The organism is Pseudomonas sp. GW821-FHT01C01, from assembly GCF_059422645.1.
Genome location: NZ_JBWKXF010000035.1, coordinates 43,738 through 60,298, shown reverse-complemented (window position 1 = coordinate 60,298; position 16,561 = coordinate 43,738). Strand labels below are relative to the sequence as shown.

The 16,561-nt window shown below is 60.9% G+C and carries 15 protein-coding genes; 7 read left to right on the top strand and 8 right to left on the bottom strand.

Annotated elements, in window-relative coordinates:
* Positions 1 to 112: 112 nt before the first annotated feature.
* From glyA to AC07XF_RS19920, 4 genes are all read right to left on the bottom strand, one after another.
* Positions 113 to 1,369 (bottom strand): serine hydroxymethyltransferase, encoded by a 1,257-nt coding sequence (gene glyA, locus AC07XF_RS19935; RefSeq protein WP_258681695.1) that lies wholly within the window; start codon positions 1,367 to 1,369, stop codon positions 113 to 115.
* Positions 1,370 to 1,403: 34 nt separating this feature from the next.
* The gene (gene gcvH / locus AC07XF_RS19930) at positions 1,404 to 1,787 is read right to left on the bottom strand and encodes a glycine cleavage system protein GcvH (RefSeq protein ID WP_495027816.1); all 384 of its coding nucleotides are present in this window, start codon (positions 1,785 to 1,787) and stop codon (positions 1,404 to 1,406) included.
* A 382-nt stretch (positions 1,788 to 2,169) separates the two neighbouring features.
* Positions 2,170 to 3,678: a transcriptional regulator GcsR gene (gene gcsR / locus AC07XF_RS19925; protein ID WP_495027815.1), complete on the bottom strand. Its 1,509-nt coding sequence runs from the start codon at positions 3,676 to 3,678 to the stop codon at positions 2,170 to 2,172.
* Positions 3,679 to 3,747: 69 nt separating this feature from the next.
* Positions 3,748 to 4,662, bottom strand: coding sequence for a LysR family transcriptional regulator (locus AC07XF_RS19920; RefSeq protein ID WP_495027814.1), 915 nt, complete (start codon positions 4,660 to 4,662; stop codon positions 3,748 to 3,750).
* 151 nt (positions 4,663 to 4,813) lie between these two features.
* Here AC07XF_RS19920 and speB point away from each other — a divergent pair, with 151 nt between their 5' ends.
* The 5 genes from speB (at position 4,814) to AC07XF_RS19895 (ending at position 11,662) form a co-directional block, all read left to right on the top strand.
* A complete protein-coding gene (speB, locus tag AC07XF_RS19915; protein WP_108230635.1) occupies positions 4,814 to 5,815 on the top strand; it encodes an agmatinase in 1,002 nt (333 codons plus the stop codon).
* Between the two features lie 69 nt (positions 5,816 to 5,884).
* The gene (locus AC07XF_RS19910; protein WP_495027813.1) at positions 5,885 to 7,396 is read left to right on the top strand and encodes an aldehyde dehydrogenase family protein; all 1,512 of its coding nucleotides are present in this window, start codon (positions 5,885 to 5,887) and stop codon (positions 7,394 to 7,396) included.
* Between the two features lie 328 nt (positions 7,397 to 7,724).
* A complete protein-coding gene (locus AC07XF_RS19905) occupies positions 7,725 to 9,299 on the top strand; it encodes a purine-cytosine permease family protein (RefSeq protein WP_495027812.1) in 1,575 nt (524 codons plus the stop codon).
* Positions 9,300 to 9,316: 17 nt separating this feature from the next.
* Positions 9,317 to 11,005 carry a choline dehydrogenase gene (gene betA / locus AC07XF_RS19900; protein WP_495027818.1) on the top strand — a complete coding sequence of 563 codons (1,689 nt, stop codon included), beginning with the start codon at positions 9,317 to 9,319 and terminating at the stop codon, positions 11,003 to 11,005.
* A gap of 198 nt (positions 11,006 to 11,203) precedes the next feature.
* Positions 11,204 to 11,662 carry a GNAT family N-acetyltransferase gene (locus AC07XF_RS19895; RefSeq protein ID WP_495027811.1) on the top strand — a complete coding sequence of 153 codons (459 nt, stop codon included), beginning with the start codon at positions 11,204 to 11,206 and terminating at the stop codon, positions 11,660 to 11,662.
* A gap of 1 nt (position 11,663) precedes the next feature.
* On the opposite strand, the gene AC07XF_RS19890 is transcribed toward AC07XF_RS19895, so the two are convergent.
* A complete protein-coding gene (locus tag AC07XF_RS19890) occupies positions 11,664 to 11,981 on the bottom strand; it encodes an NIPSNAP family protein (protein WP_495027810.1) in 318 nt (105 codons plus the stop codon).
* Between the two features lie 230 nt (positions 11,982 to 12,211).
* On the opposite strand from AC07XF_RS19890, the gene AC07XF_RS19885 reads away from it, so the two are divergent.
* Positions 12,212 to 12,856, top strand: a complete 645-nt coding sequence (locus AC07XF_RS19885; protein ID WP_495027809.1) for an ATPase — start codon at positions 12,212 to 12,214, stop codon at positions 12,854 to 12,856.
* Positions 12,857 to 12,939: 83 nt separating this feature from the next.
* Positions 12,940 to 13,281, top strand: coding sequence for a hypothetical protein (locus AC07XF_RS19880; RefSeq protein ID WP_495027808.1), 342 nt, complete (start codon positions 12,940 to 12,942; stop codon positions 13,279 to 13,281).
* 19 nt (positions 13,282 to 13,300) lie between these two features.
* Here AC07XF_RS19880 and AC07XF_RS19875 read toward each other — a convergent pair whose 3' ends face one another.
* The 3 genes from AC07XF_RS19875 to AC07XF_RS19865 form a co-directional block, all read right to left on the bottom strand.
* Complete coding sequence (locus AC07XF_RS19875; protein ID WP_495027807.1) at positions 13,301 to 13,957, bottom strand: DUF2931 family protein; 657 nt, start codon at positions 13,955 to 13,957, stop codon at positions 13,301 to 13,303.
* Positions 13,958 to 14,042: 85 nt separating this feature from the next.
* Positions 14,043 to 14,699, bottom strand: a complete 657-nt coding sequence (locus AC07XF_RS19870; RefSeq protein ID WP_495027806.1) for a DUF2931 family protein — start codon at positions 14,697 to 14,699, stop codon at positions 14,043 to 14,045.
* Between the two features lie 2 nt (positions 14,700 to 14,701).
* Positions 14,702 to 16,309, bottom strand: a complete 1,608-nt coding sequence (locus AC07XF_RS19865) for a phospholipase effector Tle1 domain-containing protein (RefSeq protein ID WP_495027805.1) — start codon at positions 16,307 to 16,309, stop codon at positions 14,702 to 14,704.
* Positions 16,310 to 16,561 lie beyond the last annotated feature (252 nt).

The window sequence follows — 16,561 nt, the reverse complement described above, 5'->3', positions numbered from 1 at the left end:
GGTGGGGAGGTGGGGAGAAGAGACGGGGCGGTGTGTCAGTCAACATCAACATTGACTGACACACCGCCTTCGCGAGCAAGCCCGCTCCCACAAGGGGTTTTGTGTTGTGTGGTCAGTCGCGGTAGACCGGGAAGTCCGCGCACAGGGCCGCTGCCTGTCGGGCGACGTTGGCCTCGATATCGGCATCGCCCAGGTGGTCGAGGATGTCGCAGATCCAGCCTGCCAGGGCGATGCTTTGTGCTTCCTTGAAACCACGGCTGGTGATCGCCGGGGTACCAATGCGCAGGCCGGACGTCACGAACGGCGATTGCGGATCGTTGGGCACGGCGTTCTTGTTTACGGTGATGCCGGCACGGCCGAGGGCGGCGTCGGCGTCCTTGCCGGTCAGGCCCTGGCGGATCAGGCTGACCAGGAACAGATGGTTATCCGTGCCACCGGACACCACGTCGTAACCACGTTCGATAAACACCTGCGCCATGGCTTGGGCATTGCGGATCACTTGCGCCTGATAGGTCTTGAACGCCGGCTCCAGCGCTTCCTTGAAGCACACGGCCTTGGCCGCGATGACGTGCATCAACGGGCCGCCCTGACCGCCGGGGAACACTGCGGCGTTGAGCTTCTTCTCCAGCTCCGGATTGGCCTTGGCCAGAATCAAACCGCCGCGCGGGCCGCGCAGGGTCTTGTGGGTGGTGGTGGTGACCACGTCGGCGTAGGGCAGCGGGTTCGGGTACAGACCGGTCGCCACCAGACCGGCAACGTGGGCCATGTCGACGAAAAAGTAAGCGCCGACCTTGTCCGCAATCTGGCGGAAGCGCGGGAAGTCCAGGGTCTTCGAGTACGCCGAAAACCCGGCGATGATCATCTTCGGCTTGTGCTCGACGGCCAGACGCTCGACTTCGTCGTAATCGATCAGGCCGGTGGCGGTGTCGATACCGTACTGCACCGCGTTGTAGAGCTTGCCGGAAAAACTCACCTTGGCGCCGTGGGTCAGGTGACCGCCGTGGGCCAGGCTCATGCCGAGCACGGTGTCGCCGGCTTGCAGCAGGGCAAGATAAACCGCGGCGTTGGCCTGGCTACCGGAGTGCGGCTGGACGTTGGCATAGTCGGCACCGAACAGTTGTCTGGCGCGGTCGATGGCCAGTTGCTCGACCACATCGACGTGTTCACAGCCGCCGTAATAGCGCTTGCCCGGATAGCCTTCGGCGTACTTGTTGGTCAGGCCGCTGCCTTGGGCTTGCATCACCCGCTGGCTGGTGTAGTTCTCCGAGGCGATCAGTTCGATGTGGTGTTCCTGCCGCGCATCCTCGGCGTTCATCGCCGCCAGCAATTCATCGTCGTAGCCTTTGATCTGGTCGTGCTTGCTGAACATGGTGTGGTCCTTTTTTACGGATTCGTGGGGGGCTTCAAGCGTCGGCGTGTTCGGCGGTCAGGCGTTCATAGGCGTCTAGATCCAGCAAGTCGCTCAACGCCTCGACATCGGCCGGTTTGAAGCGAAAGAACCAGCCTTCGCCCAATGGGTCTTCGTTGACCAGTTCAGGGGTGTTCTCCAGCTTCGCGTTAATCTCGACCACTTCACCGTCCAGCGGCATGCCGATACTGCTGGCCGCTTTCACCGATTCCAGTACCGACACTTCAGCACCTGCATCGAAGGCGCCCAGTTCAGGCACCTGAACGAACACCACATCCCCCAGCGCCTGCTGGGCAAACGCCGTGATGCCCACGGTGACCAGGCCATCGGCCTCAAGCCGCAGCCATTCGTGATCGACGGTAAAACGCAATTGGCTCATCTCAACTCCTTATTGTTTTAAGGCTCGTGGCGGGGCAGCGAGCGGGGCTGGGGTTGAGATAGCAAGGGCGGTGCCAACGTTTATTAGTTGTTTTAAATCAATGGCTTAAAGTGTTTTTACAAGAAGGGAACGACGAGTGTCGTATTGAAATCAATACAGGCAAGTAAAGCCTCGGACGCAAGCGCCGTGATTGCTGGCATGCAAGGCATTGTCTTGATTTCGCTACGCTGTATCGATTTTCAGACAGAGAATCCAGCAACAACACTGATCCCCCCTGTGGGAGCGGGCTTGCTCGCGAAGGCGGTGTGTCATTCACCATCAGTGTTGCCTGACACGGCGCTTTCGCGAGCAAGCCCGCTCCCACATTTTGACCGAGTCAGTCTTATGGTTTGCTCGGAATCCCGTACTTGCGCAAGCGAATGGCGATGGCGCTATGGGATGTCTGCAAGCGCGCCGCCAGCAAACGACTGGACGGGTAACTGCGGTAGAGCTGTTCCAGCAGGCTCTTTTCAAAGTCACCAACGGCCTCTTCCAGGCTGCCGACTTCGCCGTTGTTTTGCCGCTCTACCGCCGTGCGCGCAATGTCGAGGTCGTCGATGTCCACCAGCGGGTTTTCGCAGATCGCCGCTGCACGGAAGATCACGTTCTGCAATTGCCGCACATTGCCCGGCCAGCGGTTGCCGAGCAGGGCGCTGAAGGTGCTCGGCGCCAGGCGACACACCGGTCGCTGGATCTGCGCGCAGGCCTGTTGCATGAAGTGATTGGCCATCAGCAGGATGTCGTGACCGCGCTCGCGCAGCGGCGGTACTTGCAGGTTGAGCACGTTGAGGCGGTAGAACAGGTCCTCGCGAAAACGCCCTTCGACGACCATTTTTTCCAGGTCGCGGTGGGTGGCGCTGAGTACCCGCACATTGACCCGGACCTCTTTGTCGCCACCGACCCGACGGAAGCAGCCATCGCTCAAAAAGCGCAGCAACTTGGCTTGCAGATAAGGCGACATTTCACCCACTTCATCGAGGAATACCGTGCCCTGATCGGCCAGTTCCAGCAGGCCGAGCTTGCCGCCCCGTTGTGCGCCGGTGAAGGCGCCGGGGGCGTAGCCGAACAGCTCGCTTTCGGCCAGGCTCTCCGGCAGCGCCGCGCAGTTCAGGGCCAGGAACGGCGCATCGTGCCGTGGGCTGATGGCGTGGCAGGCGCGGGCCACGAGTTCTTTGCCGGTGCCGGTTTCACCCTGGATCAACAGCGGCGCATCGAGGGCCGCCACACGCTGAGCGCGGGCCTTGAGCGCACGAATCGGCGGCGATTCGCCGAGCAGCGCATCGAAGCCTTCGGCGTGGTCATGGTGCAGCGCCGACAGGCGTTCGCCGATGCGATTGGGTTGATACAGGGTGAGCAGGGCGCCGGCGTCGGTGATTGGCATCGCGTCGAGGAGCAAAGTCTGGCCGCCGAGGCTGACCTCGTGCATGGGCAGGCGGAAATGGTGGGCGATCAAGGTGCGCTGCAACTCGGGATCGTCGAACAGTGTGGTCAGCGATTCACCGGCCGGTTCGCGCCCGCAGAGGGCGATCAGTGCCGGGTTGGCCAGCAGCACATGGCCGCGATCATCCACCGCCAGCACCGGGTCGGAACTGGCTGCCAGCAACGCGTCCAGTTGCAGGCGCCGCCGTTGTCCCGGAAGGATGTCGACCATGGTGACCGCTTGCACGCCGCGCACGCCGAAAAGCGCTTCGCGTAGCTCCTCCAGCACCTCGGTACCGAGGGTTGGCGCGTCGATGTAGACGTTCGGCGGCACCATCTCCACGGCGTCCAGATTGAAACTGCGTCCGCCGAGCAGGGCCAGCACTTCCTGGGTGATTCCGACGCGGTCGATGAAGGTGACGTGGATGCGCATGACAGGCCTGCAAGGTTGGCGAACTAAAATCAGTATGCCGGGCGAAATTTGAATTTGGCGAGCGTGACGTCATCCGTTGCCGGTTTTACGGGCGCTGGCGGCCAGGTCCTCAAGGAACGCTTGCAGGATCGGTGGCGGTGCCGTGCCGCGTCGGGTGATCACGTCGAAGGGTGACCTCAGACGCAAACTCGCCGGGGCGAGTTGGTGCATCTCACCGGTCTTGAGCCATTGGCTGGCGAAGTGTTCGGGCAGAAAACCGATATAGGCGCCAGAGATGATCAGGATCGCCGATGCCTCGATGTTGTCCACGGTGGCCGCCGCCTTGCTGACGCCCAGGTGTTCCAGATCGTATTGCTGCATGTAGCCGCGCACCACGATCCGCCCTGCGCCAACTTCTTCGAGCAGTTCCTCGCCTTCGGCATGACTGCCATACAACGGGTGGCGCCGCCCGCAATACAAACCGAGGGCTTCCTGGTACAGCGGTGTGTGTTGCAGGCCCGGCACGTGGATCGGGAAGTGCCCGATGGCCAGGTGCAGCCGGCCGTCGAGCACCCGTTCTTCGAGCTCCGCCGGAGTGCCGACGTACACGTTCAGGTGCACGTCATGCCCGCGGGAGACGAAGCGCTGGGTGGTGCGCGGAATCGGTGAATCGGGGTCGGTAATCGTGGTGTCGATGATCCCCAGGTTGAGCTTGCCGCTGATGTGCTGCTTGAGCACGTCGGCGTCCATGCAGAAATTTTCCACCGCCGACAGCAGGCGCTGGGTGGCTTCATGAATCGCCACCCCTTGCTCGGTCAGGCGAAAGCCGCTGCGCCCGCGCTGGCAGAGTTTGACCCCGAGGCGGGTTTCCAGGTGGGTCATCTGTTCGCTGATGGTTGACTGCCCGGCGTTCAACGCCGCCTGCGCAGCGGAAAAGCCGCCACACCGGACAATCGTGGCAAATACTCTGAGCAACTTCAGATCGACATCGTGCAGCTGAATCACCTGGAACCTCCCGCCTGTGGATGCATCGGTAATGCCGATATGAGTATCTGATGTTTAGCATTTTTTCCACGAAAACCTGCGCCCATAGTCTTTCCAACGGCGGTCGCCTTGCAGTCCGCCAGGCCGATAACAAGAAGTGGAGAGGCTAGAAATGTCGAACAACGGTTATGAATCCGGTCGCCTGAACCTGCCATTCGTGGGTCATTGCACCTTTGGCAAATCCCCGGTGTGCACCGATTGGGACGCCCTGGATGCCGACGTCGCGGTGCTTGGCGTACCCAACGACATGGGCACCCAGTGGCGCTCCGGTGCACGCTTCGGACCACGCGGGATTCGCGAAGCATCGACGCTGTTTTCCTTCGGCCACGCCGGCGCCTACGACCACGAAGATGACGTGATGTACCTCACCGCTTCGGACGTGCGCATGGTCGACGTCGGTGATGCCGACATCGTGCACACCGACATGGAAACCAGTAACAAGAACACCGAATACGCCGTACGCAAGATCCTCGATGCCGGCGTGATGCCGGTGGTGCTCGGCGGCGATCACTCGGTGCACGCGCCGGTGATCAAGGCCTTTGAAGGCCGTGGCCCGATCCACATCATTCACTTCGATGCGCACCTGGATTTCGTCGACGAACGCCACGGCGTGCGCTACGGCCACGGCAACCCGCTGCGCCGTGCCTCGGAAATGAACCACATTGTCGGCATGACCCAAATGGGCATCCGCAACGTGTCGTCGTCCAACCGTGACGACTACGAAGCGGCCCATGAGGCCGGCTCGAAAATCCTTTCGGTGCGTGATGTGCGTCGCCTCGGCGTCGAGGGCGTGCTGGCGTTGATCCCGCAGAACATCAACTACTACATCACCATCGACATCGACGGTTTTGACCCGTCCATCGCCCCCGGCACCGGCACCCCGAGCCACGGCGGCTTCCTCTACTACGAAGTGCTGGAAATCATCCAGGCCCTGGCCAAGCGCAGCAAGGGCAACATCGTCGGCATGGACCTGGTGGAAGTGGCGCCGGTGTACGACCCGACCGGCATGACCTCGATCCTGGCCGCGCAACTGCTGCTCAACAGCATTGGTTTCATCTTCCACGAACGTGGCAAGGTGCGGGCCGCCGCCGAGAGCGAGTCGACTCCAGCCTGATCATCGAAACCACAAAGCTCAGAAACCAGAGCCCCGGCAGGACCTGACTGCCGGGCAGAGAGAATAAAAATGGACACGATCGTCAAAAGTTACCTGCAAAAATTCGGCGTCAGCGAAGCCACCCAGACCTTCCTCAGCAAGGTCCAGAAAATGTTCATCGGCGGCGCCTGGGTCGAATCCAGCAACGGCGAGACGTCAGATGTTATCGAGCCGTCCACCGAAGGCTTGATCACCCGCATTCCCATGGGCACCACCGATGATCTGGACCGCGCCGTGCAAGCCGCCCGTGCCCAGTTCGACGGCGGCGCCTGGCGTCAGGCCAAACCGGCCGAGCGCGAACGCATGATGCAACGCCTGGCCGACCTGATCGAGCAGAACGCCGCGGAGCTGGCGGAAATCGAATCCATCGACATGGGCAAATCCGTGGCCTTCGCCAAGGACGTCGATATCCAGGGCACCGTCGATACCCTGCGCTACTTCGCCGGTTGGGCCACCAAGCTCCACGGACGCACCGTCGAACCTTCGCTGCCGGGCAATTACCTGGCTTATACCCGCAAGGAAGCGGTGGGCGTGGTCGGCGCCATCGTGCCGTGGAACTTCCCGTTGCAGACCATGGCCTGGAAACTCGGCGCGGCCCTGGCGACCGGTTGCACCGTGGTAGTCAAACCCGCCGAACTGACCTCGTTGTCGGCCCTGCGCTTCGCTGAACTGGTGCAGGAAGCGGGCATCCCCGACGGCGTGATCAACATCGTCACCGGGCGCGGCAGCGTGGTCGGTGCGGCCATGGCCACCCATCCCGGCATCGACAAACTGACCTTCACCGGATCGACTCCGGTCGGTCAGACTGTCGGCCGCGCAGCGCTGGATGACATGAAGCGCCTGACCCTCGAACTCGGCGGTAAATCACCGGTCATCGTCTGCGCCGACGCCGACATCCCGGCCGCAGCGCAAGCGGTCGCCAACGGCGTGTTTTTCAACTCCGGACAGGTATGCGATGCCGGTACACGGGCCTATATTCATAGCAGCGTCTATGACGAATTCCTGCGCGAGCTGATCGCCTACACACGCACCCTGAAAATGGCCCCGGGCCTGGCCCCGGACTGCTTCATCGGCCCGCTGGTCTCGGCCCTGCAAAAGCAGCGTGTGACCGAGTACATCGAAACCGGCAAGGCGGAAGGCGCCGAACTGGTCTACGGCGGCCAACCGGTCGATGGCCCTGGCTTCTTCGTCGAGCCGACCATCTTCGCCAATTGCCGCAACGACATGCGCATTGTCCAGGAAGAGATCTTCGGGCCGGTGCTGGTCACCGCGCCGTTCGATGATGAGGAAGAGGCACTGGCCCTGGCCAACGACTCGCCCTATGGCCTGGCGGCCGCACTGTATTCCAACGACCTTGGCAAAGTGCACAGCCTGATCCCGCGCCTCAAGGCCGGTTCGGTCTACGTCAACGCCCACGGCACCCTCGATCCGTCGATGCCGTTCGGTGGCTACAAACAGTCCGGATTCGGCAAGGACCTGGGCGCCGAGCAGCTCGATTACCTGCTCGAGACCAAGGCAGTCTGGATCACGCTGCCAGGCTGACGCGCGCCCTTGTGGGAGCGGGCTTGCTCGCGAAGAGGCCGGCACATCCGACATCTATGTTGCCTGACCCACCGCTTTCGCGAGCAAGCCCGCTCCCACAGGTTTTGCGTCTTGATTCGTTCCAGTAAGGCATCTGCAACAACGCCAGGTAGGCACGGGCAACACTGAACCTGTGGCGAGGGAGCTTGCTCCCGTCGGGTCGCGAAGCGGCCCTGAAAATGGGACTGCTTCGCAGTCCAGCGGGAGCAAGCTCCCTCGCCACAGGGGAGTTGTTCACCCGAAAGAACGCGGTTATCTCGTCATGATCTTCCAACAATAAGAGTCCATCATGAACACTAACGCCAAGTCCGCCACGAGCGTGTCCAGCCTCGACGAAAAATCCGTCGTCGAGGGGCATTCGATTGACTTCATCCCCGAGAACGAGCGCACCGACAAACTGTCGAGCCAGGGCCCGTTCTGGTTTCTAGGCAATTTCACGTTCTTCACCATGACCATCGGCTTCGTCGGCCCGAGCGTCGGCCTGACCGCGCTGTGGACCACGCTCGCCGGCACGCTGGGCATCATGTTCGGCACGCTGTTCATGGCGTTCCATGGCTCGCAAGGCCCGCACCTTGGTTTGCCGCAGATGATCCAGTCTCGTGCGCAGTTTGGTTATCGCGGAGTGATCCTGGTGCTGTTGGCGACGCTGTTCGTGTTCGCCGGCTTCAATATCGTCAACCTGGTGTTGATGATGCAGGGGTTGCACACGCTGTTCGGGTTCAACCCCGCGGTGATCGCGGTGGCAGTGACCATCCCGGCGGCGGTGCTGGCAATTCTCGGCCACGACTGGATGCACCGCAGCTTCAAATGGGCATTGTTCCTGTCGCTGCCACTGTATGGCCTGGTGACCCTGGCAGTGTTGATGGGATGGGTGCCGGACGTGGCCCTGCCGGCGCTGGCGGCGGGCGAAGTGGCCCGGGAGCCGCTGGGTTTCAACTGGACCGGTTTCATCGCGCAGTTTGCGGCGGCCGCCAGCTACAACATCGCCTATGCGCCTTATGTGTCTGATTACTCGCGCTACCTGCCGAAGAACACCTCCAGCGGCAAGCTGATCGCGGTGGTGTTCCTTGGGGCTTCGCTGTCCGGTGCGTGGATGATTTCCGTGGGTGGCTGGCTGGCCGATCACCTGCATTCCACTGACGTGCTGGTGGCCCTCGGGCAAGTCGGCAACACCGTGTCGCCGCTGGTGGGCACGGCGGTGGTGGTCGTCACCATCCTGGCGTTCCTGCCGGTGATCGCGATGAACATCTACAGCGCCAAATTGACCACGCTGACCTGTGTCGACTCGATCAAACACATCGAGCCAACACGTAAGGCACGCATCCTGGCCATCGGCTTCGTGATCCTGCTGCAACTGGGCGTGGCGCTGAGCATCCAGAGTTCGGGCAAAGGCCTGTCGGTGCTGGGCATTTACCTGGTGGTGATGCTGTACTTCCTGGTGCCCTGGACCTCGGTCAACCTCACCGACTACTTCTTCGTGCGCAAGGGCCGCTACGCCATCCCGCACTTCTTCATGCCTCACGGCAACATCTATGGCAGCTGGGGACTGCGCGGGATCGCCGCGTATGCCATCGGTTTTATCTCGATGATCCCGTTCTTCTACATCTTCGATGGTGTTGAACAGCGCGAGGTGTATGTCGGCCCGCTCGCCAAGGCACTGGGCAGCATCGACATCGCCTGGCTGGTCGGGCTGATCGTCTCGGGGCTGGCGTACTACTGGCTGAGCCGCTCGATCGATCTCAAACGCGAAGAAGCGGTGATCCAGCACATCGAAAAAACCTCCCCGCAATACACCACCGGCGACACGCTGACCCACAAGCAGCAGCCACCGCGGGTATTCACTGAATCGACGGTCGGGAGATAACTATGACCACGCAAAGAATGACCACGCAAAAATACGACTACATCATCATTGGCGCAGGCTCGGCAGGTTGTGTGTTGGCCAACCGCCTGAGCGAAGACCCGGCTACCTCGGTACTGGTCCTGGAGTTCGGCGGCAGTGACAAGAGCGTAGTGATCCAGATGCCCAGTGCCTTCTCGATCCCGATGAACACCAAGAAATACAACTGGCGCTACGAGACCGAGCCGGAGACTTACCTCAACGGCCGGCGCATTCACTGCCCACGGGGCAAGGTGCTGGGCGGTTCGTCGTCGATCAACGGCCTGGTGTACATCCGTGGCCACGCGCTGGATTTCGACGAATGGGAATCTTTGGGTGCCGAAGGCTGGGGCTATCGCAACTGCCTGCCGTACTTCAAGCGCGCCGAAAGCTACGAGTCGGGTGGTGACAACTATCGCGGGCAGACCGGGCCGCTGCACACCACCAACGGCAACCACATGAAAAACCCGCTGTACGGGGCCTGGGTCGAAGCCGGTGCCGAAGCGGGCTACATCAAGACCGAAGACTGCAACGGCTACATGCAGGAAGGTTTCGGTGCCATGCACATGACCGTGAAGAATGGCGTGCGCTGCTCCACGGCCAACGCGTATCTGCGCCCGGCCATGGGCCGTCCGAACCTGACGGTGATCACCCATGCGATGACCCGCCAGATCATCCTCGAAGGCAAGCGGGCGGTGGGGGTCATGTATGACCACGGTGGTCAGACCCACCAGGTGCGATGCAACCGCGAAGTGCTGATCTCGTCCGGCCCCATCGGTTCGCCGCACCTGCTGCAACGCTCCGGCATCGGCCCCGCCGAGGTTCTGCGCAAGGCTGGGATCGGCGTGCGCCATGATCTGCCGGGGGTAGGGGAGAACCTGCAGGATCACGCCGAGGTGTATATCCAGTTCGGCTGCAAGGAACCGGTGACCCTCAACAGCAAGATGGACCCGCTGAGCAAACTGATGATCGGTTTGCGCTGGCTGCTGTTCAAGGATGGCCTTGGCGCCACCAACCATTTCGAGGCCGGTGGTTTCATCCGCTCCGAGAAGGGCCTGCGCTGGCCGGACATCCAGTTCCACTTTTTGCCGGCGGCGATGCGCTACGACGGCAACAAGCCGATCAAGGGCCATGGTTTCATGGTGCTGACCGGGCCGAACAAACCGAAAAGCCGCGGTTATGTGCGGGTACGTTCGGCCGATCCGTACGAGCATCCGGAGATTCGCTTCAACTACCTGCAACGGGAAGAGGACCGCGAAGGCTTCCGTCGCTGCATTCGCCTGACCCGGGAAATCATCGGCCAAAAAGCCATGGACCGCTTCCGCGATGGCGAAATCGCTCCGGGCGCACAGGTGACCAGCGATGAAGACCTCGACGCCTTCGTGCGTGACAACCTGGAAAGCACCTACCATCCGTGCGGTTCGTGCCGCATGGGCGAGGACGACATGGCGGTGGTCGATTCCGAACTGCGCGTACGTGGCATCGCCGGTCTGCGGGTGATCGATTCGTCGGTGTTCCCGACCGAGCCGAACGGCAACCTCAATGCGCCGACCATCATGCTCGCCGAACGGGCGTCCGATCTGGTGCGTGGCGTGAAGATGCTGCCGGCGTCGGATGTGCCGGTGGGGCTGGTCGACGGCTGGGAAAGCAGCCAGCGCACTTCGTTGCCGGGGCGTAACGTGCGGGTCTGACGGCAATCCGCAATCAATGTCGGAACCTAATGTGGGAGCGGGCTTGCTCGCGAAAGCGGTGGATCAGTCACATCCATGTTTAATGTGCTGCCGCCTTCGCGACCCACAGGGTTAACGGTGCTTTCAGGAAAATAGTGCGTCGTTGTTTCTTGGCCATTGCTAGTCTGTAAATCCTTGAGACCGCAATGGAGCACCCTCATGGCTATTCAGGCCCTGCGCGCCGACGCATCGCACATCGACCAAGTCGCCCCTTTGTTTGACGCCTACCGGATGTTCTACAAGCAGCCGTCGAACCTGGCGCAATCCCGTGCCTTCATCGCCGAGCGGCTCGCCCGGGATGAATCGGTGATTTTTCTTGCCCGGGACACCGACGGTGAAAACCTCGGGTTCGTCCAGCTGTTCCCGACCTTTTCCTCGATCGAAGCCCACCGCACCTGGCTGCTCGGTGATCTGTTCACCACGCCCGCCGCCCGGGGCAAAGGCGTCGGCACACTGCTGATGAACACCGCCCGCGACTTTGCCCGGTTGGCCGGCGGCAAGGGCATGACCCTGGAAACCGCCACCGACAACTTCACCGCCCAGCGCCTGTATGAATCCCTGGGCTGGGTGCGCGACACCGGTTACTACACCTATTGCCTGGATCTGAGAAAAGACTGAGTCAGCGATCCTGTTCGCCAAACACTGGCCGCATGAATGAACGCTCATAGCTGAGGATGAATTTCCTCTCTTCGGCGTACTTGAACGCCGCGATGCACTCCGGATCGTTCATCGATTGCTGCCGGTAATGTTCGTAGGCCGCCAGGCTGGGAAAGGTGAACAGCGCCAGGGCGATGTTGTTGGCGCCTTCCGACGGCAAAAAGTAGCCGTGGTGCTGGCCGCCGAACTTTTCCACCAGGGGGATCCACAGCTTGCCGTAGTGTTCGAAAGCTTCGAGCTGGTAGGGATCGAGCACGTATTTCAAGTAGCAGGTCACCATTGTTTCGTTCCTTGATCAGGTTTTGAGGGCAGTCGCCACTGTAATGAACCGTGGGCGCCCGGCACAGCCGCTTGTTCGACATTGACCGGTAAGTTTACGCCAGAGGCCTGCGCTGGCCCCGCCGCACTATTGGTTCAGTCAATAGTCACCATCAAGAATCGCAAGTTCTGTTTTTTGTGCAAAGGCGGAAAATCGCCTGCATTGAACACGCTGCTCAAGGAACCTGCGCGATGAAACTGTTGACCCGACTGGCTGTGATTGCCCTGTTGCTGGGCAGTGTTGCATCTACCGCATCGGCCTTTGCCGCAGATACAGCCGACTGCCATTTGCCGCCCATTGCCGGCGTGAACGCAGGGCTGCAATACGGCCAGACGGTCGGGGTGCTCTACAGCGAAGACACCGTGGAAAACCTGCAATACCTTGAGCAATACCACTCGGTGGCCGTGAATGGCGCGAAAGACGCACTGGATGCGCGGATTCGCCAGGCGTTCGTCAACAGCTCCGACCCGCAATTGGCCATCGACTGGCTGATGAGTTCACTGCACAACAGCTTTCTGTCCGTGACGGTCTACGCCAACCTCGATGCGCTGGTGCAGGCCCACCCGGATGTGGTGGTGATGCTCGATACCCACAACCAGTTGCTGACCCAGCGTAACGACCGGGTCGAAGCACGTTTCGCCGCGCGGTTCTACGACGCCAACCTGCAATACATCGGCAAGGCCGAAGGCGCGGTGGAAAAACAACTGCCGTCGGTGTGGGTGCATGACAAGGCCGCGCCCGAGATCGCCGCGCAAATCGAACAGCAACGCGACCTGCAACTGACCGCGCTGAAACAGTTCGATGCGTCATTGAAGGCGCTGGTAACGGCCGGCTGAAACGACAGCAAATTAACCAAACCCGTCGTCCATTGAACGGCGGGCACTCAATCAACCGTAGATTGCTTTTCAGGACCTGACTCATGCGCGCTTTCCTTGTCCCCGCCATGGCCTCCGCCTCGCTGCTGCTGGCCGGTTGTGCCGGCACGCCGAACGCCCCGACGCTGACCTTGCAGACATCAAAGTCGCCCGAGGAATACACCCATTGCGTGGTGCCGAAGTTGCAGCACGAAGCGCTCAACCCCACCGTGTCGCAGACCCAGCGCAGCTACCGCATCGTCGTCCCGAGCAAGGTGGCGGCGGACAATGTGATGGAAACCTACAAGGCTTCGAGCGGCGGCAAGGTGTTCCTGTACGAGCGCAAGCTGCTGGCGTCGACTTTCGTGCCATCCAGTTTCGAGCGTGCGGCGCAGGAATGTTTGTAGGCTAATGGCGGTTGAGGTTTTACCAACTGCCATAGGGAATGCCGAAGCGTTCGATGTAGCGTTGGGAGGAGTCTTTGATCTTCCATGCGTACCGGCCCTCGTTTTTTCCAAGATACGGACCTAAGGGCTCGACATTGACTTGCCCGCGGTCGACTTTGTGGGCGCGAAAGCAGTCGTCCCAGACCCAGACCTGAATGATGCCGCCCGGCGCCAGTCCAAGATTCAGGGCAGCACTTGGGTTGGCGGTGAACTGGGGAGTCTCGTGACAACGCTGGGCCGTCGAGTTGCGCATGATGTCGCGGGTCGATTCGGAGATATCGATCCAGCCGGCGTAGGTCTTGCGTTCGACAATCGATTGCCAGCGCACAAAGAGGCGTTTGGGTAGGTCGGCACCCGTGACGGGCATGCCGGCGCCACCCACACCTACCCAGCCGCGAGCATTTTCGGTGCCATTCTCATTATCACTGCGGGCTGCTGCGCCTGCCGCGATATGGTGAAGTACCCGTCCCTTTATGTCCTCGACAGCCGAGGTCTCAACCCAGACGGTCATGTGGGCGGGTTCGGTGAAACCGATGTACCACCAGGACGTTCTGTAATCATTTTTGGCCGACAGCGGATCGACGGGTTGGCACGCGCTTATCGCCAACGTGGCCAGTAGTGCAATGAGGGTTTTCATGGTGACAGCGTCCATTCTGGTACATGAGGGTGATGCACCCGCACGGCATCCGCCGTGGGGCATGGGCGAAAACCAAGGCTCCTGATTACCAACTGCCATAGGGAATGCCGAAGCGTTCGATGTAACGTTGGGAGGAGTCTTTGATTTTCCTGTAATGGCCGTTGTACTTGCCTTGATTAGGCCCCAAGGGCTCGATGCCGACTTGCCCGCGGTCGACTTTGTGGGCGTGCGAGCACTCGTCCCGAACCCAAACCTGAATGATGCCGCCCGGCGCCAGTCCCAGATTCAGTTGCGCACTCGAGTTAGCGCTATGCTGCGGGTACTTGTGGCAACGCCGGGCCGTCGAGTTGCGCATGATGTCGCGGGTCGATTCGGAGATATCGATCCAGCCGGCGTAGGTCTTGCGTTCGACAATCGATTGCCAGCGCACAAATAGGCGTTTAGGCAGGTCGGCGCCCACCACCGGCATGCTAGAGCCGCCAATGCCATCCCATCCGCGAGCGATTTCCTTGGTGTATTCACCGTCTGGAGTTTGCGCCGCTGCGCCTGAGGCCCCTGCGGGAATAAGTCGATCCTGTATATCGACAACCGCAGTCGTTTCCACCCAAACAGTCATGTAAGCAGGCTCGGTAAAGCCGATGTACCACCATCGTGTTTTGAAGTCATTTTTGGCCGACAGCGGATCGACGGCTTGGCAGGCGCTCATCAATAACATTGCCAGTAACGCAAACAAGATTTTCATGACTACAGCATCCATTCCGGAACATGAGGGTGGTGCACCCGTACGGCATCCGCCGTGGGGACATGGGCATAAGCCAGTTCGAATCGGGTGCTGCGAGGTCCGGAGAGGAAGGTCGGATTCCAGTGCGCCGACTGGTGGATGTAACGGAGCTTCAGCAGTTGCTCTTCGGCAGCGGTCAGGCTGTAGTCGCCCGTGACAAACCGCTCACACATGGGATGAAGTTCGACGGGTGGAACCAATTCGGGATCTTCTTGAGGGTCGTCAAGCTCTACTCCATGCTTTTTGGCGGCCTCACACATCACCCGCAAGGACACCAATGCCAACCCGGCACTGACCTTGCGCCGTAGCTGCAAGCCGACAAACACCCGCTTCTGTTTTGGCGCTGCCCGCTCTCTGGGGGCGAGCGGTAGCATTACCGGCTCTGGAGTCACCAACTCCAGCATTTCCAGTGGCCAGCCTTTGGCGTGCCATTTTGCCCGTTCCTGCTCGGCCTCGCGGTAGATCGAGGTGGTTTTGACATCGGTGCGTTCGCCCACGTCCAGGGCTTGCAGGGGGCTGAGTAGCACGCACTCTTCGACGTCGTCGCGGTAGCCCCCGCCGATGTCCGAGTGAGCCCCTGGCAGGCTGATTTCCGGATGGTCCGGGCCGACGCGATTGAGGGCGAAGTTGGCGCGGTATTCGTCCCGGGCCACCAGTTGCAAAACCTGAGGAAAGAAGCGCGGCGCCAAATGCAACTTGACCCCGGGGGCCGCCGGACTGCGCACATACCCCAGGTTGCTCAGGCCACCCACGGAAGCGACGGTGTCGAATAGACCGATGAACCCGGTCTTGACCCCTTCACCGAACACCTTGCTGAAGCCGCGGGCGAACAGGCGATCCGGCAGGTACAACGTATCCTTGAGCGGGCTGTTGATGCCGACCATGCACAAGTAGGCGAAGTGGCGGGCGGCGGCCGCGCCACGGCTGAAGCCGAAGACATCGAAGATCAGGGATTGGATCTGTATGTCTGGGTTGTCATCGTGAAAACCGCGCAACCTTAGTTTGACTTGACGGAACGCCTCAAACACTCGAGCCTCAATGCCAGTTTCGCCGCGACCAAACGCCATGCCCAGCAAGCGATCTTGTTCGCTTGTCGTTGTGCCAATACCCTCGATGTAAACCTTGTCGAACGCGAGTTTTTTCGTTTTGATCAGCTCAACGTTTTTGTCCTCTCTATACAAATCATGCAACCGCTTAACATTCGTCACTTCCCCCCCATAACTGCTCTCAGGGTCCCGCATATACGGCTTGCAACTACCATCCAGATCGTCCTCCGACACCGGATGATGAGCCCCGCATTTGCGCCCCATCTCGACATTGAACGGGTTGTTGCCGGTGCCGTCGAAAAACACGCCGATGCGCAGGGTGACCTTTACGCGTGCCGCCTCTTCCCGGGCCTTTTTTTCTTCCCACGCCTGGTTGGCCTGCTCTTCGCGCGCCCGTTGTCGGGCCAGCATTTCCGCGTATTTGCGTTGTTCCTCTGCCGCATCCCAGTGCTTGGGCTGTCGGGCGCGTGCCTTGGCCTGGTCGCGGCAGACCGCGCAGTGGTACCCCTCAAGATCCTGTTCCATGAGTGCATTCCTTTCAGCGAAATGCCCCTCCCTGGGCGCCAAATCAAGTGATCGCTTTTCAGGGACAAGAGTGCGCGCTGGGGACGTGGGAATGCTGTCGGTCGCGTCTTGAGCGCGTGTGGGATTAGGAGGCCTGTGTTGAGGTCCGTGGCTGTCAGAAAAGCCTTCAGCCAATCAATACACGGAAGGGGCGAGACGGATGGGGGGCTTTTGTATGAGGTTCAAGGGCATGCGCCCCGGCAATGCCTGAAA